21 protein-coding genes are annotated in these 20,235 nt (G+C 64.1%); 9 read left to right on the top strand and 12 right to left on the bottom strand.

Annotated features, from left to right (window positions below; genetic code table 11):
- Nucleotides 1-760: 760 nt before the first annotated feature.
- Genes HY852_RS21770 through HY852_RS21760 form a run of 3 tightly spaced genes read right to left on the bottom strand, consistent with a single transcriptional unit; the run spans nt 761 to nt 2,784 of the window.
- Complete coding sequence (locus HY852_RS21770; protein WP_291606951.1) at nt 761-1,384, bottom strand: GNAT family N-acetyltransferase; 624 nt, start codon at nt 1,382-1,384, stop codon at nt 761-763.
- 21 nt (nt 1,385-1,405) lie between these two features.
- Nucleotides 1,406-2,056, bottom strand: a complete 651-nt coding sequence (locus HY852_RS21765; RefSeq protein ID WP_291606950.1) for a CoA transferase subunit B — start codon at nt 2,054-2,056, stop codon at nt 1,406-1,408.
- Complete coding sequence (locus HY852_RS21760; RefSeq protein ID WP_291606949.1) at nt 2,056-2,784, bottom strand: CoA transferase subunit A; 729 nt, start codon at nt 2,782-2,784, stop codon at nt 2,056-2,058. The genes HY852_RS21765 and HY852_RS21760 overlap by 1 nt, the downstream gene beginning before the upstream one ends.
- A 265-nt stretch (nt 2,785-3,049) precedes the next feature.
- On the opposite strand from HY852_RS21760, the gene HY852_RS21755 reads away from it, so the two are divergent.
- Nucleotides 3,050-4,975 carry an AsmA family protein gene (locus HY852_RS21755; RefSeq protein ID WP_291606948.1) on the top strand — a complete coding sequence of 642 codons (1,926 nt, stop codon included), beginning with the start codon at nt 3,050-3,052 and terminating at the stop codon, nt 4,973-4,975.
- An 88-nt stretch (nt 4,976-5,063) separates the two neighbouring features.
- Here HY852_RS21755 and HY852_RS21750 read toward each other — a convergent pair whose 3' ends face one another.
- The 5 genes from HY852_RS21750 to HY852_RS21730 form a co-directional block, all read right to left on the bottom strand.
- A complete protein-coding gene (locus HY852_RS21750) occupies nt 5,064-5,873 on the bottom strand; it encodes an ABC transporter permease (protein WP_291606947.1) in 810 nt (269 codons plus the stop codon).
- Nucleotides 5,873-6,787, bottom strand: a complete 915-nt coding sequence (locus tag HY852_RS21745; protein WP_291606946.1) for an ABC transporter permease — start codon at nt 6,785-6,787, stop codon at nt 5,873-5,875. Before HY852_RS21745 ends, HY852_RS21750 begins: the two co-directional genes overlap by 1 nt.
- The gene (locus HY852_RS21740; RefSeq protein WP_291606945.1) at nt 6,784-7,959 is read right to left on the bottom strand and encodes an ABC transporter ATP-binding protein; all 1,176 of its coding nucleotides are present in this window, start codon (nt 7,957-7,959) and stop codon (nt 6,784-6,786) included. Before HY852_RS21740 ends, HY852_RS21745 begins: the two co-directional genes overlap by 4 nt.
- Nucleotides 7,960-8,031: 72 nt before the next feature.
- Nucleotides 8,032-9,498, bottom strand: a complete 1,467-nt coding sequence (locus tag HY852_RS21735) for a glycerol-3-phosphate dehydrogenase (protein ID WP_291606944.1) — start codon at nt 9,496-9,498, stop codon at nt 8,032-8,034.
- A 171-nt stretch (nt 9,499-9,669) separates the two neighbouring features.
- On the bottom strand, nt 9,670-12,354 hold the full coding sequence (locus tag HY852_RS21730) for an EAL domain-containing protein (protein WP_291606943.1): 2,685 nt from the start codon (nt 12,352-12,354) through the stop codon (nt 9,670-9,672).
- 197 nt (nt 12,355-12,551) lie between these two features.
- Between HY852_RS21730 and HY852_RS21725 the strand changes: the two genes are divergently transcribed.
- Complete coding sequence (locus HY852_RS21725) at nt 12,552-13,655, top strand: NAD(P)/FAD-dependent oxidoreductase (protein WP_291606942.1); 1,104 nt, start codon at nt 12,552-12,554, stop codon at nt 13,653-13,655.
- Nucleotides 13,656-13,771: 116 nt separating this feature from the next.
- Here the strand turns inward: HY852_RS21725 and HY852_RS21720 are convergent, their stop codons facing one another.
- Nucleotides 13,772-13,957: a DUF465 domain-containing protein gene (locus HY852_RS21720; RefSeq protein WP_291606941.1), complete on the bottom strand. Its 186-nt coding sequence runs from the start codon at nt 13,955-13,957 to the stop codon at nt 13,772-13,774.
- A 327-nt stretch (nt 13,958-14,284) separates the two neighbouring features.
- Between HY852_RS21720 and HY852_RS21715 the strand changes: the two genes are divergently transcribed.
- From HY852_RS21715 to HY852_RS21705, 3 genes are all read left to right on the top strand, one after another.
- On the top strand, nt 14,285-14,491 hold the full coding sequence (locus tag HY852_RS21715; RefSeq protein WP_291606953.1) for a DUF465 domain-containing protein: 207 nt from the start codon (nt 14,285-14,287) through the stop codon (nt 14,489-14,491).
- A gap of 102 nt (nt 14,492-14,593) precedes the next feature.
- A complete protein-coding gene (locus HY852_RS21710) occupies nt 14,594-14,800 on the top strand; it encodes a hypothetical protein (protein ID WP_291606940.1) in 207 nt (68 codons plus the stop codon).
- 24 nt (nt 14,801-14,824) lie between these two features.
- Complete coding sequence (locus tag HY852_RS21705; RefSeq protein WP_291606939.1) at nt 14,825-15,076, top strand: hypothetical protein; 252 nt, start codon at nt 14,825-14,827, stop codon at nt 15,074-15,076.
- An 82-nt stretch (nt 15,077-15,158) separates the two neighbouring features.
- On the opposite strand, the gene HY852_RS21700 is transcribed toward HY852_RS21705, so the two are convergent.
- Nucleotides 15,159-15,851, bottom strand: coding sequence for a GGDEF domain-containing protein (locus tag HY852_RS21700; protein ID WP_291606938.1), 693 nt, complete (start codon nt 15,849-15,851; stop codon nt 15,159-15,161).
- Nucleotides 15,852-15,991: 140 nt separating this feature from the next.
- Here HY852_RS21700 and purE point away from each other — a divergent pair, with 140 nt between their 5' ends.
- From purE to HY852_RS21680, 4 genes are all read left to right on the top strand, one after another.
- Nucleotides 15,992-16,480 carry a 5-(carboxyamino)imidazole ribonucleotide mutase gene (gene purE, locus HY852_RS21695; RefSeq protein ID WP_291606937.1) on the top strand — a complete coding sequence of 163 codons (489 nt, stop codon included), beginning with the start codon at nt 15,992-15,994 and terminating at the stop codon, nt 16,478-16,480.
- The gene (locus HY852_RS21690) at nt 16,477-17,583 is read left to right on the top strand and encodes a 5-(carboxyamino)imidazole ribonucleotide synthase (protein ID WP_291606936.1); all 1,107 of its coding nucleotides are present in this window, start codon (nt 16,477-16,479) and stop codon (nt 17,581-17,583) included. Before purE ends, HY852_RS21690 begins: the two co-directional genes overlap by 4 nt.
- Before the next feature lie 163 nt (nt 17,584-17,746).
- Nucleotides 17,747-18,049 (top strand): 30S ribosomal protein S21, encoded by a 303-nt coding sequence (gene rpsU, locus HY852_RS21685; RefSeq protein ID WP_291606935.1) that lies wholly within the window; start codon nt 17,747-17,749, stop codon nt 18,047-18,049.
- A gap of 136 nt (nt 18,050-18,185) precedes the next feature.
- On the top strand, nt 18,186-18,830 hold the full coding sequence (locus HY852_RS21680; protein ID WP_367116396.1) for a tetratricopeptide repeat protein: 645 nt from the start codon (nt 18,186-18,188) through the stop codon (nt 18,828-18,830).
- Nucleotides 18,831-18,858: 28 nt separating this feature from the next.
- Here the strand turns inward: HY852_RS21680 and HY852_RS21675 are convergent, their stop codons facing one another.
- Together HY852_RS21675 and HY852_RS21670 are read right to left on the bottom strand one after the other, a co-directional pair.
- Nucleotides 18,859-19,809, bottom strand: coding sequence for a hypothetical protein (locus tag HY852_RS21675; RefSeq protein WP_291606933.1), 951 nt, complete (start codon nt 19,807-19,809; stop codon nt 18,859-18,861).
- Between the two features lie 92 nt (nt 19,810-19,901).
- Entirely contained in the window at nt 19,902-20,186 is a 285-nt protein-coding gene (locus tag HY852_RS21670; RefSeq protein WP_291606932.1) for a cupin domain-containing protein, read from the bottom strand.
- Nucleotides 20,187-20,235 lie beyond the last annotated feature (49 nt).

Raw genomic sequence — 20,235 nt, 5'->3', positions numbered from 1 at the left:
GACGAACGGCGCTGAAAGCGTCTTCGCTTCGGCTTCGAGGGTGAGCACACGCCAGCCGTCGAACGCCGGGCGAGGATGTGCGCGGACGGCCAAATCGTGTGGTCCTGGCGCCCGAAGCTGGCGTCAAGCGGCGCGGAGGCGATTCACCCCGACCGGGTGTGAGGCGCCGAAAATCCGCGCGGCGACGGTGGCAATAGAGCTCGTCTCACCGGGGAGATCACGACATAAGCCGTTAAAACCAACCGCGCAGGGAAGGCCGGGATGCTCTCGGCTGCCCTGTGGTCCAACCGTGTGCGTTTCGCGCACGGACCGCGGGTGTCAGCCGGCACCCGGCCTTCCCTGCGCCCTCGGTTCTGAAGAGGGTCAGCTTGAAGCATAACTCGGACGCCAAGCGCCGCGAGGATGCAAAGTCGCGTCTGCTGTCTGAAAATTGAACAGGATCTTGCCGCGCCAACACTCCATCACCTCATCCTGAGGAGCCGCGCGTGAGCGCGGCGTCTCGAAGGGCGAGGCCCGGCTGTTGCCGCGGGGCTGTTGCAATGCAGTGGGGCCTTCATCCTTCGAGACGCGCGCAAAGGCGCTCCTCAGGATGAGGAATTGAGACCAGCATCATTGCGAGCGAAGCGAAGCAATCCAGACTGCATTCGCGGAGATAGTCTGGATTGCTTCGGAGCTCACGCTCCTCGCAAAGACGGATGTGTTGAAGCGCGTCCCGAACATCGTTTGGCCCAAGCGGAGGAGCGAACTCTACAGCGGCCGATCAAATCGTTCGCGCGAACCGGCGAAATCCCGGCGCGCCGATCAGCGCCTCGAATCCGGCATCGCGCTTCTCTTCCGCAAAGCTGAATCCGGCCTTGGCGTAGCAACGCTCGGCGGCTTCGTTGCCGATCAGGAACGAGATGGAGGCGCGGTGAAAGCCGGCCGCTTTCCCAGCAACCAGTGCGCGGTCGATCAGCGCCTGAACCAGCCCGCGGCCACGATAGGATGGATGCGCTGCGACGTGCTCGATCAGCCAATCGCCCTCGCCGCCTTGAACCCAGCACGAGCGCGTATAGGCGCCGCGTCGACGAATGGATGCGGTGAGCCCGATCTCGGTCGCGACCTCGTCGATCGCATGCCATGCAGCGGCGCCGGTACCGGCCGCGGGCAGCGCGCAGAGAGCGGCGGCGGGCTTGGCGTCGATTTCGACAATCAGGAACCGGGACGTGTGCCACCACGAAGCCGAGCGCGCGACCGCGATCCGCGCGATGAAGTCCAGGCACTGTGCTTCAGGCCAATCGAGCGCAATATCGAACCATCCGCGCGGCCTGGGGCCGCGCTGCGCGGACAGGATCGTCCTGGCAATGAACTCGGCGTCTTCGGGGCGCGCAGACCGTATCGTCATACGCGCCCCATTGCGATGGACCTACGCGTTCTTGAGCGCCACTCGGAATTCGGCTTCGGTGTTCGCCTTGACCTCCTCCAGCGTGACGCCGTCGGCGAGTTCGATCAACGCCATGCCGTCCTTGCCGTGCTTGTCGATGGTGAAGACGGCAAGATCGGTCACCACCATGTCGACCACGCGCTCGCCGGTCAGCGGCAGGTTGCACTTCTTGAGCAGCTTCGGTCCGTCCTTGGCGGAATGTTCCATCACCACGACGACGCGCTTGACACCGGCGACGAGGTCCATGGCGCCGCCCATGCCCTTCACCATCTTGCCCGGGATCATCCAGTTGGCGAGATCGCCGTTCTGGGCCACCTGCATCGCGCCGAGAATCGACAGGTCGATATGGCCGCCGCGCACCATGGCGAAGGAATCGGCGGAGGAGAAATAGCTCGTCGACGGCAATTCGCTCACCGTCTGCTTTCCGGCGTTGATGAGGTCGGGATCTTCCTCGCCCTCAAAAGGGAACGGCCCCATGCCGAGCATGCCGTTCTCGCTCTGCAGGTTCACTTCTATCCCCTCGGGGATGAAATTCGAGACCAGCGTCGGAATGCCGATGCCGAGATTGACGTAGTAGCCGTCGCGCAATTCCTTCGCGGCGCGCGCGGCCATCTGTTCGCGGGTCCAGGCCATCAGACTTCTACTCCCGTTGCGGCTTGCGCAGTGCGCGGGCGGGTGGTGCGGAATTCAATGTGCTTCTTGGCAGTACCGACCTGGACGATGCGCTTCACGAAGATGCCAGGGGTATGGATGTGATCGGGGTCGATCTGCCCCGCCGGCACCAGATGTTCGACCTCCGCGACGGTGATCTTGGCCGCAGTTGCCATCATCGGGTTAAAATTGCGCGCGGTCTTGCGATAGACGAGGTTGCCGGCGGTATCGCCCATCCAGGCATGGACGATGGCGATGTCGCCGAACAGGCTGCGTTCCATCAGGTATTTCTCGCCGTCGAATTCCCTCACCTCCTTACCCTCGGCGATCAGCGTGCCGACGCCGGTCTTGGTGAAGAAGGCCGGAATACCGGCGCCCCCGGCGCGGATGCGCTCGGCAAGGGTACCCTGCGGGTTGAATTCCAGTTCCAGTTCGCCGGCGAGGTATTGCTGGGCGAACAGCTTGTTCTCGCCGACGTAGGACGAGATCATTTTCTTGATCTGGCGCGTCTCGAGCAGGCGGCTGAGCCCGATGCCGTCGACACCGGCATTGTTGGAGATGAACGTCAGGTTCTTGACGCCGGAATCGCGGATGGCGTCGGACAGGGTCTCGGGAATGCCACACAGGCCGAAACCGCCGGACATGATCATCATGCCGTCTTTAAGGATGCCTTCGAGGGCCGACTTGGCGTCGGGATAGACCTTGTTCATGCAGGAAACCTTGCTGGGAGGCCTTTGGCCTTTGATCGGCGGGATTATTAGGCGAAATCGCCGGAAGGCGTCAATGATACGGGGTTTTCCCGACCTTCCCCCGTGCTAGAAGCCCTCGCGAGACCCAAGGGCAGAACTTGGCAGTGGCCTTGAAAGCGACAAGAAAACCCATCAAGGTGAGTAGGTTGGGCGTGGGGCGCAGGTCTCCTGGCCCGCCCCTTTGCAGCGATCCAACAACCAAGCCGATCAGGACATGCCGTTGACGATGGCCCAAGGAATGAAGCGCCTCGGGACGCCGTTCGCGGCGTTGCTCGGCTTGGCGCTCATCAGCCTGATCGCCACCTCCTGGCTGATCAATCGCGACGCGCTGCGCGCCGCGGTCGAAGCCCAGATCCGCGCCGTGACCGGTCTCGAGCTCTCTGTGGGCGGCTCGATCGACATATCGGTGTTGCCCGCCAGCTACGTCTCGTTCCACGACGTCCGACTGAAGGGCGGCGGCACCGCCGATCCCGCGCTGCATGTCGACGTGCTCACCGCCAATCTGCGGCTTCTGCCGCTCCTGTTGCAGCGGTTCGAGATCTCCGACCTGATGCTGCTGCGGCCGCAGATCCGGGTCATCCTCGAGGCCGACGGCGAGAGCAACTGGACACCCTTCATTCAGACCATCGCGCGCACCATGAAGCCGGGCGCGGAGAACCAGGTCTCGTTCTCGGAGATCAGGGTCCAGGACGGCGTGCTCACCTACGAGGACGCTGCCAACCACGCTTCCGAAAAGCTCGATGACATCGACCTTTCGCTGGCCTGGCCTTCGATCTCGCGCTCGTTCGCCGCAACGGGGCAATTTGACTGGCGCGGCGAGCGTGTCGACGGCTCGATCAGCTTCGGCGATTTCCTCGCCGCATTGTCGGGCGATCGTTCCGGACTGAAGGCGCGGATCGCCAGCGCCCCCCTCAAGCTCGCCTTTGACGGCAGCGTGGCCAACCGCACCAGCGCGATGATGGAAGGCACCCTCACGATCGACAGCCCGTCGCTGCGCAACGCGCTGCGCTGGACCGGCCAGCCCACACCCGGCAGCGGCGGCTTCGGCCGTTTCGCGCTCAAGGCGCGCGCCAACGTGGTCGGCGGCTCGCTCGCGCTCACCAATGTGAACGTCGAACTCGACGGCAATGTCGCCGAGGGCGTGATGACCTATTCCAACAACGGCCGGCAGACGCTTCAGGCGACGCTTGCGGCCGACGCGCTGGATTTCACGCCCTATATTTCCACGTTCCGACTCCTGGCCAGCGGCGCCCGCGACTGGAACCGGCAGTTATTCGACCTCAACGCGCTGTCCTCGACCGACCTCGACATGCGTCTGTCGGCAGCCAAGGTGACGATCGGGGCATCCAAGCTCGGCCGCACCGCGATTGGCGCCAATCTGCGCGGCGGCGCGCTCGCGCTCAGCGTCGCCGAGGCGCAGGTCTATGGCGGCATCGCCAAGGGCTCGTTCGGCGTCGCGCGCTCCGATGCGGTCGCCGATGTCAAGGCCCAGTTCCAGTTCACCGATGTCGACCTGCAGTCCTGTGCGAGCGAGCTGTTCGGCGTCAGCAAGTTGTCGGGCCGCGGCAACCTCAGCGTCTCGCTGGTGGCCTCGGGCTCGAGCCCATTCGGCCTCGCCCAGTCGCTCGACGGCACCGCCACGCTGACCGGCCATGACGGCGCGATCTCCGGCTTCAATGTCGAGCAGCTCCTGAAGCGGCTGGAACGTCGTCCGCTGTCCGGCGGAGGCAATTTCCGCAACGGCTCGACGCCCTACGACAACCTCAACGTCGCGGTGAAGTTTGCCGACGGCATCGCGACCGCCGAGAACGTCCGCGTCGAGGGACCGGCCGCGCGCATCACGCTCACCGGCACCGCCTCCGTGCCCTCGCGCGAATACGACCTGAAGGGCGTGGCAAGCCTGAATGGCGCCTCCGGCTTCGAACTGCCGTTCGTGGTGCAGGGTCCGTGGGATGATCCCCTGATCTTTCCCGATCCGGAAAGCCTGATCCGCCGCTCGCCTGCCTCCGCGCCGCTGCTTGACGCGGTCAAGGATCGCAAGACCCGAGATGCGGTGCGTTCGGTGCTGGAACGGTTTACCGGCACCAAACAGGCAGTGCCCGACGCCGAGCCGACGCCCTTGCCTTCGGCCGACAGCGCCAAGCAGAACTGATCTGCTGCTGTTCCGCTCCAGGAGTCTCTTCGTTGCGAGGCGCGAAGCGACGAAGCAAATCCAGACCAACCTCGGCGGCGAGATGCGTCTACAGCGGCGCGGCGTTCTCGCCTTGAGCGCTGGACAGCTTTGAGGCGAGCGAGGCCACGACGATAATGACTGCGATGAAACCGACGATCAGCGTGGAAATGGCGTTGATCTCCGGCTTCACCCCGAGCCGCACCTCGGAATAGATCCGGATCGGAAGCGTGGCTGAACCCGGGCCGGTCGTGAAGCTTGCGATCACGAGATCGTCGAGCGAAATCGTGAACGCCAGCATCCAGCCGGCGGCGATCGCCGGCGCGATCAGCGGCAACGTAACGGCCAGAAAGGCGCGAGCCGGATCGCAGCCGAGATCCATCGCGGCTTCCTCCAGGCTGCGGTCAAGCGAGGCAAGCCTGCTTTGCACCACGACCGCGACGAAGCACATGGTCAGCGTGGTGTGCGCGATCGTTACCGTCCAGAAGCCGCGCTCGGCGTTCAGAGCCACGAACAGCAGCAGAAGCGACAGCCCCGTGATAACTTCCGGCATCACCAGCGGCGCATAGAGCATGCCGGAAAACAGCGTACGGCCCCTGAAGCGCTCGCCGCGGGACAGCGCCACCGCCGCCAAGGTTCCGAGCACGGTCGCAATGGTCGCCGACGCCCCGGCAACGCGCAGGCTCATCCAGGCGGCTTCGATCATGGCATCGTCGTTGAACAGCTCGGCGTACCAGCGCAGCGACCAGCCGCCCCACACCGTCACCAGACGCGAGGCGTTGAAGGAATAGATCACCAGGATGACGATCGGCAGGTACAGGAACGCGAGCCCGAGCGCCAGCGAAGCGATGTTGAAGGAGGACACCCGGCGGCGGGCCATTATCGCGCCTCCTCGAGCTGGCGCCGCTGTAATCTCTCATAGAGCAGGAGCGGGACGAGCAGAACGATCAGCAACACGATCGCCGTGGCCGATGCCACCGGCCAGTCCTTGTTGGTGAAGAACTCCAGCCACAGCGTCTGGCCTATCATCAGCGCGTTGGAGCCGGCGAGCAGGTCGGGGATGACGAACTCGCCAATGATCGGAATGAAGCACAACAGCGCACCGGCGGCGACGCCCGGCAGCGACAAGGGGAAGGTGACGAGCCAGAACACCTGCCACGGCGCCGCGCCGAGATCGGCCGCGGCCTCCTCGATTGCCGGCTCCATCCTGGCGAGGGTGGCATAGAGCGGCAGGATCATGAACGGCAGGTAGGAATAGACGATGCCGAGATACATCGCGCTGTCGGTGGAAAGCCACACGACGGGCGAAGGGACCAGGCGCAGCGCAAGCAGGATCTGGTTGAGCAGGCCGTCATGCTGCAGGATGTTGATCCAGGCGTAGATGCGGATCAGGAAGGAGGTCCAGAACGGCACGATCACCAGCACCATCGCCACCGCCTGCCATCGCCTCGGCAACCGCGCCATGCCGTAGGCGATGGGGTAGCCGATCAGCAGCAGCATGAAGGTCGAGGCAACGGCAACGTAGAGGCTGCGGACGTAGGACAGCACGTAGAGATCATCCGAGACCAGCAGCTTGAAATTGTCGAGCGAAAGCGCCGCGAACGCCGACCTGATCTCCGTCCAGCCGCCGCCGAGGTCGAACAGTGGCGTATAGGGCGGCTGCGCAATGGCGGTCTGCGACAGACTGATCTTCAGCACGAAGCCGAACGGCACCAGGAAGAACAGCAGCAGCCAGAGATACGGCGCGATGGCGGCAAGGCGCGCCGGGCGGGCGAAGATGCGGCGGGCGCTCATTGCTCGAGCACCAGGCAGTCGTCGGGCGCGAACCAGGCCACCACGTGCTGGTTGACGCCATAGGCGTCGATATCGATCCGCGCGGTGTTAGCGATCGAGGAGCGCAGATGCGAGCCGGAGTCGAGCTTCAGCTTGTAGTTCGTGCTGCCGCCGAGATAGCAGACCTCCGCGACGACGCCATCCAGCCGGTTGATCGAAGACCCGTTGATGGCGTCGGTAGCCGGGCCGCGCAGGGAAAGCTTCACCTTTTCCGGACGGATCGCCACCGAAACATTGGGCTTCGTCACGGGATTGCGCGGCTCCGCCACGACGAGCGTCCCGGCATCGCGGGTCGCAATGGTCAGGCGATGATTGTCGCGCGAGGTGATCTCGCCATCGAACAGATTGACGTCACCGACGAACCCCGCGATCCAGCGCGAATTCGGCGCCTCATAGAGCTCGTGCGGGGTCGCGACCTGCTCGAGCCGGCCGGAATCCATCACGCCGATTCGGCTTGCCATGGTCATCGCCTCCTCCTGGTCGTGGGTGACCACGATGAAGGTCATGCCGAGCCGCCGCTGCAGCTCCATCAGTTCTCCCTGCGTGCTCTCGCGCAGCTTCTTGTCAAGCGCGGCCAGCGGCTCGTCGAGCAGCAGCACTTGCGGACGGCGGGCCAGGGAACGTGCCAGCGCCACGCGCTGCTTCTGGCCGCCGGACAGCTGATCGGGCTTGCGCTTCTCCAGCCCATCGAGCTTCACCAGCGCAACCATTTCGGCAACCCGCGCCGCGATCTCGCCCCGCGCCATTCCGGCCCGCTTCAAACCGAAGGCGATGTTGTCCCGCACCGACAGATGCGGAAACAGCGCGTAGTTCTGGAACATCATGTTGATCGGGCGCTCGTGCGGCAGGACCTGCGCAATGTCCCTGCCTCCCAGCAGGATGCGGCCTTCGTCCGGCGTCTCGAAACCGGCCAGCATGCGCAGCAACGTGGTCTTTCCGCAGCCGCTAGGGCCGAGCAGCGCAAAGAACTCGCCGGCGGCGATGTCGAGCGAGACCCCGTCCACGGCGCGGAAGGTACCGAACTTCTTGGCAACCTTGTCGATGCGCAGCAACGGCACGTCGCCGTCGGCGGGTGCCGCCTGTCGCGGCCCGGGTCCCGCCCCCGCATCGATCCTGGACGACTCTTCAGCCATTTTCCCTGCCAGCCCCATACCCGTGCACGCTAGCGGCGGATAAGGCTTCGCTCAACCGTTCGAAAGCGCCATTCACATGGCACTTGCCATGAACGCGACCAGTGCATCGCGATCGGCCGGCGGCATGGTCAGGCCGAGCCTGGAACGGCGCCACAAGACATCGTCGGCAAAGCGCGCCCACTCCCTCTGCATGAGGTAGCGCACCTCAGCACCCGTGAGTTCGGGGCCGAATGCGGGACCGAGATCAGCCCGGCTCCTGGCGTCGCCAAGCACTGCCGTCAATCGCGTACCGTAGGCGGCGACCAGACGCTGGGCCTGCGCTTCGCTAAGGAAGTCCCAGCGGTCCCGTGCGGCCTCGACCTCAGCGTCGAAGCGGTGCCAGTCGAAATCGCCGCCCGGCATCGGCGCCCCCGCCGTCCAGCGCCGCGACATCGGATAGAATGGCAATAGTCGCGACACCGCGCGTTCCGCACGCAGACGCGAGGTGGTGACATCGCCGCCATGTATCGTGATCAGCGGCGCCCTGCGCCGCTTTGCATCGAAGCTTATGCCGCCGTCCCGCCCAACGCGTCTGTTGGGATCCAGGGCCAGGTTGGCGCCGGAAAGCGTCCTGACTACGTCGCTGGGCTCGACACGTTCGCGGAAATACCGGTTTGCGGCTTCGCAGAGATAGGCGACGTCCCCTGCCGACGTCGCCACGATCGCGGGATCGCCCTTGAACGGGTGGACCGCTGTGCCGATCAGCGTGAAATCCCGCTCGTACGGACTTGCGAAAATCAGCCGGCCGTCGTTGTTCTGGAAGACATAGACAGTGTCCGTATCGAACAGCCGCCGGACGATGATCTGGCTCATCTGCATCACGCCGGTAGCCGGCGGCGGCATCCGCAACACGGTCTCGGCCACGATCGGGACCCAGGCACCGCAGGCATTCGCCAGTGCCCGCGCGGTAATGACCTTCCGATGACCGCGATCGATGATCGCAAGGCGCCAGCTGTCGTCCCGGTCGGCGCGGACGCACCGGGCGCCCGTGCGGATCACGGCGCCGCGTTCGGCCGCATCCATCGCCGTCAGCGCGACCAGCCTCGAATCATCGACCAGACAATCCGAATACTCGAACGCGGTCCCAAACGGGCGCTTCAGCGCGAAGCCAACCGGATGGTGGGTGATATCGATGGTCTCTGATTGCGGCAGGCCATCGTCCTGACCAAGGCGGTCGTAGAGCAGGAGCCCGGCGCGAACCAGCCATGGCGCGCGCTCATCGGCATGCGCAGGGATCACAAAGCGCATGGGGCGGACGAGGTGCGGCGCAATCCTGAGCCAGCTGCGGCGCTCGGCCAGCGCCCGGCGCACACGAAGGAAGCCTCGACGTTCGAGCATGGCAAGATCGCCGTGGATCAGCCGAGAGCTTGCCGAAGACGCGCCGCCGCCGAGATCGCCCTGCTCGAAGAGGATGACCCGCAAACCGCGGCCGGCGGCGTCGCGCGCGATGCTGACCCCGTTCAGCCCCCCGCCGATGACCGCCAAATCGTAATCCGCCATGCCGTGCTTGTAGCGGAGAGCGTGGCGACTGCGCCACCTCTAAGCGCAACGAGATCAGATCGAATCGCGATCGCGCTTCAGATTCCTGATGGAGTTTGATCTGCCAGCCTGCACTTTGCGCGGAAGACCGGCGCCCAGTCTGCAAAAACGCGGTCCTTCGGGGCGGATGCTTTAGCCCGTCTTGCGGACGAGCTCCATGTTCTCGGCGTCACGGCCGACCAGTTCGCAGTACTCCACGATCGGCTGCGGTCTACCGATCAGATAGCCCTGCACGCCGTCGCAGCCTTCATCGGCGAGGAAGCCGAGCTGCTCGGCGGTCTCGACGCCTTCGGCGATGATCGACATGTCGAGGCCATGGCCGAGATCGATGACGGCGCGAATGATCGCGGCAGACTGCGGGTTGCGTCCGAGATTCATGACGAAGCCGCGGTCGATTTTGATCTTGTCGAACGGGAAAGCCTGCAGATAGCTGAGCGAGGAGTAGCCGCTGCCGAAATCGTCCATCGAGATCCGGACCCCGAGTGCCTTCAGCCGCCGCAGCAGTGCAAGACCTCGGTCGAAATCCTCGATCAGCACGCCTTCGGTAATTTCAAGTTCCAGGCGGCCGGGCGAGAGGCCGCTCTCGAGCAGGATCGAATGCACCAGCCCGACCACGTCGCCGTGCATGAATTGCGCCGGCGAAAGGTTGACCGCCACCTGCAGCGGCTTCGGCCATGACGCCGCTTCGCGGCAGGCCTCGCGCAGGATCCACTCTCCCATCTGCACGATTAGGCCGCTTTCCTCGGCCAAAGGAATGAACTCGGCCGGCGATACCATGCCGCGCTGCGGATGGCGCCAGCGTGCCAATGCCTCGAAGCCGATGATCTCGCTGTCGTCGACGGAACGGCCGGAGTTTGCCTGCGGCTGGAAATGCAACGAGAGCTCGCCGTTTGCGACCGCACGGGACAGGTCCTGGTGCAGCACGCGCCGGTCGCGGACCTGCTGGTCCATCTCCGGCTGGTAAAGGCTGATCGTGCCGCGGGACTTCTTCTTGGCCCGAAACAGCGCCGCGCCGGCATTGGCAAGGAGCGACGCCGCGTTGGTGCCGTTGTGCGGGAACACAGAGATGCCGATGGTCACGCCGGCGCGAACCGACCTGCCATCGATCTGGAACTCCCGAGTCAGAGCTTCACAAAGCTGCTCAGCCAGGGCGATTGCGGCTGTCGGCTGCTTGCCGTCGATGATCATGCCGAACTCGTCGCCGGACAGCCGAGCCACGACACCGCCGCGTGCGGCGTTCTGGATCCGGTGCGCCACTTCGATCAAGAGCTTGTCGCCGATCGCGTGGCCGAACACATCGTTGACTTCCTTCAGACCATCGAGGTCCATCGACAGAACGGCGAATTCCTCCTCGGATCCCGCACAGGCCTCGATCATCTGGGTCAGCGCCTGCAGGAACGCGGCGCGGTTCGGCAGGTCGGTGAGGCCGTCATGATAAGCCATGTGGGCCATTCGCGACTCGGTCTGCCGGCGATCGGTGACGTCTTCGTGAGTCTTGATCAGATATTGCGGCTGGCCGCTTTCATCGAGCACCGTCATCCGGCGCGTCAGGAACAGGCGCAGACCGTCCTTGGTGCTGATTGGATGCTCCTCGGTCAGCAGGCTGCGCGCCTTGATCGCCGCTTCGTCGCGCGCAATGATGAGCTTGGCCTCCTTCGGATTGAAGATATCCGCTGCCGTCAGGCCCGTGACGTCCTCGCGCTTACGATTGAGGATGGTTTCGGCGCTCCGGTTGGCCAGAAGATAACGCCCGTCGCTGGCCCGCTCGACGATCACCGACACCGGGATGTTGTCGACGACCAGTTCGAGGAATTTCTTGGTGCTCTCGAGCTCCTCCGAGAGCGATCGCCGATCGGTGACATCCTCGAACAGCGCGATCAGAAACTGCGGCTCATCGCTTTCGCCGCGCGCGATGACGCGGGTCGACGACAGGACGCGTTGTTCTGTTCCACGCTCGACTGTCATCTCGCTGCGGAATATGCCCTTTGCCGACTTAAGCGCGGCGCGGTCGGCCGCCTCTATGGCGGCAGCCGTGGCGGGGCGGAAGATCTCGTCTGCGCGCCTGCCGACGATGCGATCGCGCGAGAGGTGCGAGAAACGTTCGAAGGCGCGGTTGGCGAAGATGTAGCGGCCATCCTCAATGCTCTTGGCCGCAACGCAGACCGGCACGTTGTCGAGCACGGATTCCAGGAACTGCTTGGTCGAGGCCAGTTGCTGCGAAAGATTGCGCAGTTCGCTGCAATCCTGATGCGTGGTGATCGAACCGCCCTTGGGGAGCACGAAATGCCTGACCAGGATGGATCGCCCGTTCGGCAGTTCGCAGATGAACCCGGTCGGACTCGCAGCCTTGTCAAAGAAGTCCTCGACGCGGACTCCAAGGACCCCGCGCTGGCGCCGCAGCTTGAGAAGCTCCACCCCGTCCATGTTGAGCGGGATATCCGAACGGGACAGACCGTAGATTTCCAGGTAGCGGTCGTTGCAGAAAATGACGCGCTTGCGCGTATCCGTTATCACAACACCCTGGTTCAGGTTGTTCAGCGCGGAACTGATGAAGGCGTTGCGCCGCAACTCGGCACGCCTCGCCCGCCGCAGGGCCGATTGGATCCACATCGCGACCGCCATTACGAAGGCGCAGATTACAACGCCGCCGATCAGGGCTTGCCAGACCATGGCAGGATCAAGGTTGCCGTAGCTCGGCGGGGCCAGCTCCTCCGTCAGCGCGAAGGCACGTCGGGGCGAAATGCTGAGAGCCAGGCACAGTACGGCCTGCGCAGCAATTAAACTCGTGCCGCCCGCCTGCCAGTTCTTGTCAGCCATCAGTCACCCGCGGATGTTCAAGGCGGATTTTCTGGCTTCACGCGTTTGGATCGGGTAAACGCGTGCTCAGGCCCCTGATAAAACAGGCTTAATTTAGGGCAATTACCCTGACATGATTAATGGAAGGCTAACAGGATTCCGCCCACAGGCGGTTCTCTTCACCACATCGGCAGCTGTTACGGGATTTGCTTCCGGTCATGGATAGGGTCGACTGCGTCGTCATCGGCGCGGGCGTGATCGGGCTCGCGGTGGCGCGGCGCCTCGCGCAGGCCGGGCGCGAGGTGATCGTGCTGGAGGAGGCTGAGGGCATCGGCACCATTACTTCCTCGCGCAACAGCGAGGTGATCCACGCGGGAATCTACTACCGCGCCGGCAGTTGGATGGCGCGCATGTGCGTCAGCGGCAGGCATGCGCTGTACCGCTACTGCCGCGAACACGGCATCCCCCACAAGAATTGCGGCAAGCTGATCGTGGCGACCAGTCCGAAGGAAACCGAACGGCTGCAATCAATCAAAGCCCATGCCGAGGCCAACGGCGTGCTCGACATGCAAATGCTGTCAGGCGAGGCCGCCCGCGCGCTTGAGCCGGCGCTCGCCTGTGATGCCGCCCTGCTCTCCCCTTCGACCGGCATCCTCGACAGCCACGCCTACATGCTGGCGCTGCGTGGCGACGCCGAGACAGCCGGCGCAGCCTTCGCCTTTCATGCTCCGCTGCTTCGCGCAAGGGCCGCCGATAAACGGATCGAAGTCGACGCGGGCGGCGAATCCCCGATGAGCTTGGAATGCGGGCTGCTCGTCAATGCGGCAGGACTCTCCGCCACCACGGTCGCGCGCAACATCGACGGCATGCCGCTGGACAGGATTCCATCCGCTTATCTCGCCAAGGGAAACTATTTCAGCTGCAGCGCCAAGGCGCCGTTCTCGCGCCTGATCTATCCGGTGCCCGAGCCCGGCGGGCTCGGAGTCCATCTCACCCTCGACATGGCGGGACAGGCGCGGTTCGGCCCCGACGTCGAGTGGGTCGAGACCATCGATTACGCCGTCAACCCGGCGAGGGCGGAGCGGTTTTATCCCGCGATACGCAGGTACTGGCCTGGCCTCCCGGATGGGGCATTGATGCCGAGCTATTCCGGTATTCGGCCCAAGATCGTTCCGCCGGCGGTGGCCGTGCAGGACTTCCTGATCCAGGGCCCGCGCGATCACGGCGTCGACGGCCTCATCAATCTGTTCGGGATCGAGTCGCCGGGACTGACCTCGTCGCTGGCGATCGCCGACCATGTCGGCGAGCTTGCAGGCGTGTGACCATTCCGCGCGTGAAGCCGGTCGCGTCGCGTGAGCCGTAACGTCAGTGCCGGCCCAGGGACGAACGCGCGCGCGTCATCCCTGCAACCGGGACAGTTCGGATTTTAAGATTTTCGCTAGTGCAGTGTTCCGTCGGAGTTCTGTCTCAATCGCTCGATCTGGTCCTTGACCATCAGTTTCCGGCGCTTCAACTCAACAATTTGCAGGTCGTCTGTTGAAAGGTGAACGAGCGCTTCGTGCAGTTCGTTTTCGAGAGTTTGATGCTTCCGTTCCAATTCAACCAGATGTGCCTGAATTGTCATTCGAAACCTCCTCGGTAAGGTTAGACCTTGGATTCGATCCGGACGTCGAAGTCTACATCAGCGATTCGTTCTGTCGATGGGAATCGTCGTCGCAGTGTCACATTCGAGAATCTTGCGTAACGCAGCGTAAGCTCGGAACCAGGTAGGGATTGCAAACGATGGTCTTGATCCTGAATGCGATCTTGGTTCAACCGCACCGGCTTGCAATATCCTGCACTCGTAGAACTACGGGTCGGATCACTTGCAGATCGGCCCGGCTCGGACGATAATTTCCACAGGCGTCCACAACGTTCGCAACCTCATCGTTTTTTTCGGCTAACGTACATCATGGGCCAGGAAGATGTGGGCGAACTCCAAGCCGAGCTCGCCAGGTTGCAGCAGGAACATCGCGACCTCGACGCGGCGATTGATGCGTTGCATCAATCGCCCGCACCAGATCTCCTGCGGCTGCAGCGGATGAAGAAACGCAAGCTGCTGTTGCGCGACCGCATCGCCTTCATCGAAGACCAGATCACGCCCGACATCATTGCCTGATTGTCAGCTTGGGAACGGCATGCGCCTGAATCTCAAAGCCTCTTGACTCAACGAGAACAAACAGAGAACATTTGCCCGGGTTCACCCATCCGGGAGTTTCGCATGCCTGCACCCGCCTCACCCTTTGACGACAGTCGTTACGAACAGGCCTGCGACCAGGCCATCGCCATGTGCGACGGCAATCTGCGCAGCACGATCAAGGCGCTGATCATGGCCAATGAATATCTGGAAGCCGAGCTCGAGGAACTTCAGTCGGCGATCGCAGGCAACGTGTCCGACCTGCCGTGCACGAGACGCGGCGCAGCCTAGCGCTGGGGATCCGGAGCCAAAGCCATGGCTGATGTCACCTATTACGTCGCGCTGGCGTTCCTGCGGGACGATGACGGTTCGCTCGTCCCGGGCGACGCGCAGGAATGCCAAACTCCCGCCGCCGCGTTGCGTCGAGCAGAGGTGTTGTCGCGCGCCGCAGGCCATAGCGGCGCCGTCGCCTTCAGTCGCAACGGCAATCCGATGACCGGCGAATTTAGTGATGCCAAGCTGCTGAAGAAATTCGGAGAGGTGCCGGACGATCTGAGCGCGCTGTAAATCCGCATCGCGGCGCGAAGGCGAGTGCGAGGATGCCATGGTGCGTCATTATCGCGTTACATGGCTCGCACCGTTCGCGCGCCTAGGGTTTGATCATCTGCCGTTCGTGACGCCGCTGCGCCTTGCGCACATACATGGCGGCGTCGGCCTCCGCCATCGCCCTGCCAGCTTCCACATGCGAGCCAAGCAGCGCCACCCCTGCGGAGGCACCGGCGGTCACGCTGCGGCCGTCAAATTCAAATGTCAGTCCATCGATGGCCTGCTCAAGCCCCGCCGCCTTCGCCCTGGCGTCGGTCTCGCTCAGGTTCCACAACAGCACCACGAACTCGTCGCCGCCGAGTCGCCCGACCACATCGGAAGAACGCACCTGCCCGGTCAACGTCGCTGCGATGGCCTTCAACACCTCATCGCCGGCCGCGTGGCCATAGGAGTCGTTGATTGGCTTGAGCAGATCGACATCCAGCACAATCAGTGCACCGCTCGCATTATAGCGCTGGATGTAGGCGATCGCGCGATGGAGCGCATGCTCAAAGCCGCGGCGGTTCGGAATACCGAGCAGAAAATCCGTGTCGGCGATCGCCTCGAGTTCCTCGATGCGCCTCAAGGCTGCGGCAAGCTCGCGTCTAAGACCGTGAACGGTGTCCCGGCCGCGGTCAGCCCTCTTGGACCGAACCCGCGCAGGCGGAGCTGCGACGCTCGCGACCGTCTTGCGCTTGACCGTGCTCCTACCACCTTTTCCGGCCTTCGCAGCGATCGCCCTCTTTTGTTTCTTCATGGGCATCCTGCTCAATGAAGGCTTGCGGGGATTCACCAAGTCAGGATAGTCCATTCCCGTCTCCTTGCCACGTCTTCCCGAAGTCGGGCCTGAACCTATAATTCGGCCTATGTTTTTGGATTCCCGAGAAAATTGAGATCATGACCGCGCCCGTCGCCATTATCATGGGAAGCCAGTCGGACTGGGAAACCATGCGCCACGCGGCCGAAACGCTCGCCGCGCTCGGTGTCGCTTGCGAAAAACGCATCGTCTCTGCGCATCGCACCCCGGAGCGACTCTTCGCCTTCGCCAAAGGCGCCAAGGCAGCCGGCTTCAAGGTCATCATCGCCGGCGCCGGGGGGGCGGCGCACCTTCCCGGGATGACGGCGGCGCTCACGGAACTTCCGGTCTTCGGTGTTCCCGTCGAATCGAAGGCGCTTGCCGGGCTCGACTCGCTCTATTCCATCGTTCAGATGCCAGCGGGCGTGCCGGTCGGCACTCTGGCCATCGGCAAAGCAGGCGCCATCAACGCGGCGCTGCTCGCGGCCAGCGTGCTCGCGCTGAGCGATCCGGCCCTGTCCGAACGGCTGGCCGCCTGGCGCGAACAGCAGACGGATGCCGTCGCCGAGCGCCCGGAGGAGAAGGCGTGATCGCTTCCAACCAGCGCAAGCTGAGGCCTGGCGACACCATCGGAATTCTCGGCGGCGGCCAGTTGGGCCGGATGCTGGCGATGGCGGCGGCGCGGCTCGGCCTGCGCTGCCAAGTGTTCTCGCCGGACCCGGACTCGCCGGCCTTCGACGTCGTGCTGAACGGGACCTGCGCCGAATATGCCGATGTCGAAGCCCTGGAACTGTTCGCCAACGACGTCGACGTCATCACCTACGAATTCGAGAACGTGCCCTCGGCAGCCGCCATGGTGCTCGCAGCACGGCGGCCGGTGCTCCCCAACCACAAGGTCCTGGAGACCACCCAGGACCGGCTCGCGGAGAAGGACTTCGTCACGGGGCTCGGCGTCGCCACGGCCGCGTACGCCGACGTATCCTCGGTCGCATCGCTGCGCGAAGCGATCGTGCGGATCGGACTTCCGGCCGTGCTCAAGACACGCCGCTTCGGCTACGACGGCAAGGGCCAGGCCATCATCCGCCAAGGCGAGGATCTGGTGCGGATCTGGGCCGACCTCGGCACCAAGCACGCGATCCTCGAAACTTTCGTGCCGTTCGAGCGCGAGATCTCGGTGATCGCCGCGCGTTCAGCCGACGGCGCGGTGGAGTGCTTTGACGTCACTGAAAACGAGCACCGGGATCACATCCTGAAGGTCTCGCGCGCGCCGGCGCCCATTCCTGACGCGCTAGCGGCACAGGCGCGCGGTATCGCCGAGAAGATCGCGCATGCGCTGGACTATGTCGGCGTGCTTGCGGTCGAGATGTTCGTGCTCGCCAATGGCAGCAACGGGCCGGCCGTGCTGGTCAACGAAATTGCCCCGCGTGTGCACAATTCCGGGCATTGGACGCTCGATGGCGCCTCGATCTCCCAGTTCGAGCAGCACATCCGGGCCATTGCCGGCTGGCCGTTGGGCAAGCCGGTACGGCACGGACCGGTCACCATGACCAACCTGATCGGAGACGAGATCAACGACTACGAGCAGTGGCTGACGGTTCCCGGTGCCACCGTCCACATCTACGGCAAGGGCGCGCCCCGGCCGGGCCGGAAGATGGGCCATGTGACCCAGGTCAGCGGCCCGAAGACCGGCTGATCCCGGCCCAAAAAGACCCTATTTCCGTCATCAAACCTCCCGCGGCGGGTGGACATATTGGCGTTTGTCTGATACATCCGCGCGCTCAAGGTTGAGGGTCGGCCTTTCCGCCACCCCTTCGCTTTACCAGAATTCCATTCCGATACTTGAAAGAGGATGCCGCGTGCAGGTTCTCGTTCGCGATAACAATGTCGATCAAGCCCTCAAGGCGCTGAAGAAGAAGATGCAGCGCGAGGGTATCTTCCGCGAGATGAAGCTCCGCGGGCACTACGAAAAGCCCTCCGAGAAGAAGGCCCGTGAAAAGGCCGAAGCCGTACGCCGTGCGCGCAAGCTCGCACGCAAGAAGCTGCAGCGCGAAGGCCTGCTGCCGATGAAGCCGAAGCCGGTGTTTGGCGCGGGTGCCGGTGCCGATCGTGGCGCAGGTGGCCGGGGCGGCGCTGGTGGCGGTCCGCGCGGGATGCGCTGATCCGGTCGTCCTGTTGAGATTGAATGTCGATCCGACGCGGGCCTCGTGCCCGCGTTGTTGTTTTCAAGCGGTGCTTTTCGCGATGTGACGCGCTATCAGTGTTGAAAGGCGCGCGAGCGAGCCGTGCATGGTGATCATGGTACCCGACCGCTATTCCGAAGTCTCGCGCCCGCGCCCGCCGTCGTGCGCCACCATCATGCTGCTCGCGATTGTGCTCGGCGGGTGCTCGTTCGACCTGGGATCGATCGGACCGGAAAAGGAAAAGCCGCAACAACTCTCCGAAGCTCCGCCCGCGCAAGCCGACACCGCTGTGAGCGCAAGCAATGTCAGGGAGGCTCAGGGGCATGCCGCACGCGGCCAGGCGCTGGCAAGATCGGGCAAGAGCGAAGAAGCGCTGGAAGAATTCAACCGCGCGGTCACGCTTGATCCCTACAACGCGCAAGCTCTGTATGGTCGCGCGCTGATCTACCAGGCCGCCAATCAGCACGAATTCGCGATCGCCGATTTTGCTGCAGCCAACGGACTGAACCCGCAAAAGCCGGAACCGCTGCTCGGCCGCGCCGTCAGCTATCTCGCCGTGGGCAAGGTCAAGGAAGCCGCAGCAGATCTCGACGAAGCGTCCGAATTCGAACCGAACAACGCGCAGATCTGGACGACGCGCGGACTCGCCTATGAGCGCATGGGCGACCGGACCAAGGCGGCAGCATCCTATGGCCGCGCGGTGACCTTGCGTCCGAGAGACGACGCCGCGCGCAGCGGCCTCGCTCGCGTCGGCGGCTGATCAGAAAAGAAAGCGCAGTTGGCGCCAGTCACTCGACGGCGCTCTTCGGCAGAACGGCGTTGAACATCGATTTTGCCGCCGACAGCATGTCGTCGGCGACCGTCGGACGTTCGCGCGCCGGGGTGGTCGCGTCCGCACGCAGGTCAAGCGGCGGCGCCGACTGCGGGGCTGGAATGTCGGCCGGAGGAATCGGCCGGTTCGGATCGTCGGTGCGGATTGCCGACGTATAAGGCGGGTTGGCGATCGCAGCACCGTAGGTCTCCGATCCCGGCGTCGAAGACACGGTAACCGGCGGAGGAAGAGGCCGGAGGGCTGGCTGCACTCCCCGCGCAGGATCGACCACCCGGGGCGGTTCGGGAGTTCGTGCCGTTTCCTGGGTCCGCGGCTCCTGCGCTCGCGACTCTTGGGCCCGCGGAGCACCTTCCGATGTGTTGCGCAACCGTTCGATCGCCGCGCGCGCAAGGTCAGTCGCGTCCTTACGGTCTTCGGAAGCGGCCGGCGCCGCGCCCTCGATCGAAGGAGCGGCGGCCGACGGGGCGGTAACGACGGGCGCCGGCACCGGAGCCGGAACTGGCGACATCTTGGCGATGACCTTCTCGCGCAGGGTCGGCACGTGGCGGCGCGGCTGCTCGGAAGGGGTGTTCACCGCCTCGGTCGGTTTAGTGTCGGCGGGCTTGGCCTCAATGGGCCTGGTTTCGGCTCTGTCCGCGGCCGGTCTATCCATCACCGCCCTCTCGGAGATTCCGCGGGCGGTCACGCCCGGCGCGGGAAGGCTGGCGACATCAGCCGACGTCTCGGCAGGCTTGCCGTTGCTCTTGCCGGCATCGGCCTTTTTCGGATTCGACGGCGCCACGGCGGCCGCGACGGGAGCCTCGGCGGGCTTGGCGTTGATGTAGTGATTGACGATGTAGGCCCCGATGATGGTCGCGAGCACCGAGGGGAACATATCCATCGCGATTTTAGTGAGGTATTTCAGCATGCCGAGCCACTCCCCATCATTTTGATGCGGGAACTTTGAGGCAGAGTGAGGGATCAACTGCGACGGATCGGTGGCAATTCGTAAAGACCGGTTTACGGTTTCAGCTCGATCTCCAGGAATATGATCTCGCAGGCGGTTTCGTTGAGCACGTCGTGCTCGACGCCGGCCTTGCGGAAGTAGGATTTGCCGGCCGCAAGCTGCGCCTTGGAGCGCTCCCCGCCCGGCGCCACGATCGTCATCTCACCTGAGGTGACCGGGACGATCACATAGTCCATCCCGTGAACGTGATGCCCGGTGGCGCTGCCCGGCGCCAGCCGCCACTCGGTGACCCGAACTTCGGCGGTGTCGACCTGAATCTCGGACTTGGCGCCAAGCATGACCGGTGTTCTCCTCGTTCCCCCGCGGGGCGCCCGCTTGATAGCGTAC

This window comes from Bradyrhizobium sp., from assembly GCF_016213215.1.
Lineage (GTDB): Bacteria > Pseudomonadota > Alphaproteobacteria > Rhizobiales > Xanthobacteraceae > Bradyrhizobium.
The sequence above is the reverse complement of the archived record's forward strand: the minus strand, read 5'-3'. Positions and strand labels throughout refer to the sequence as shown.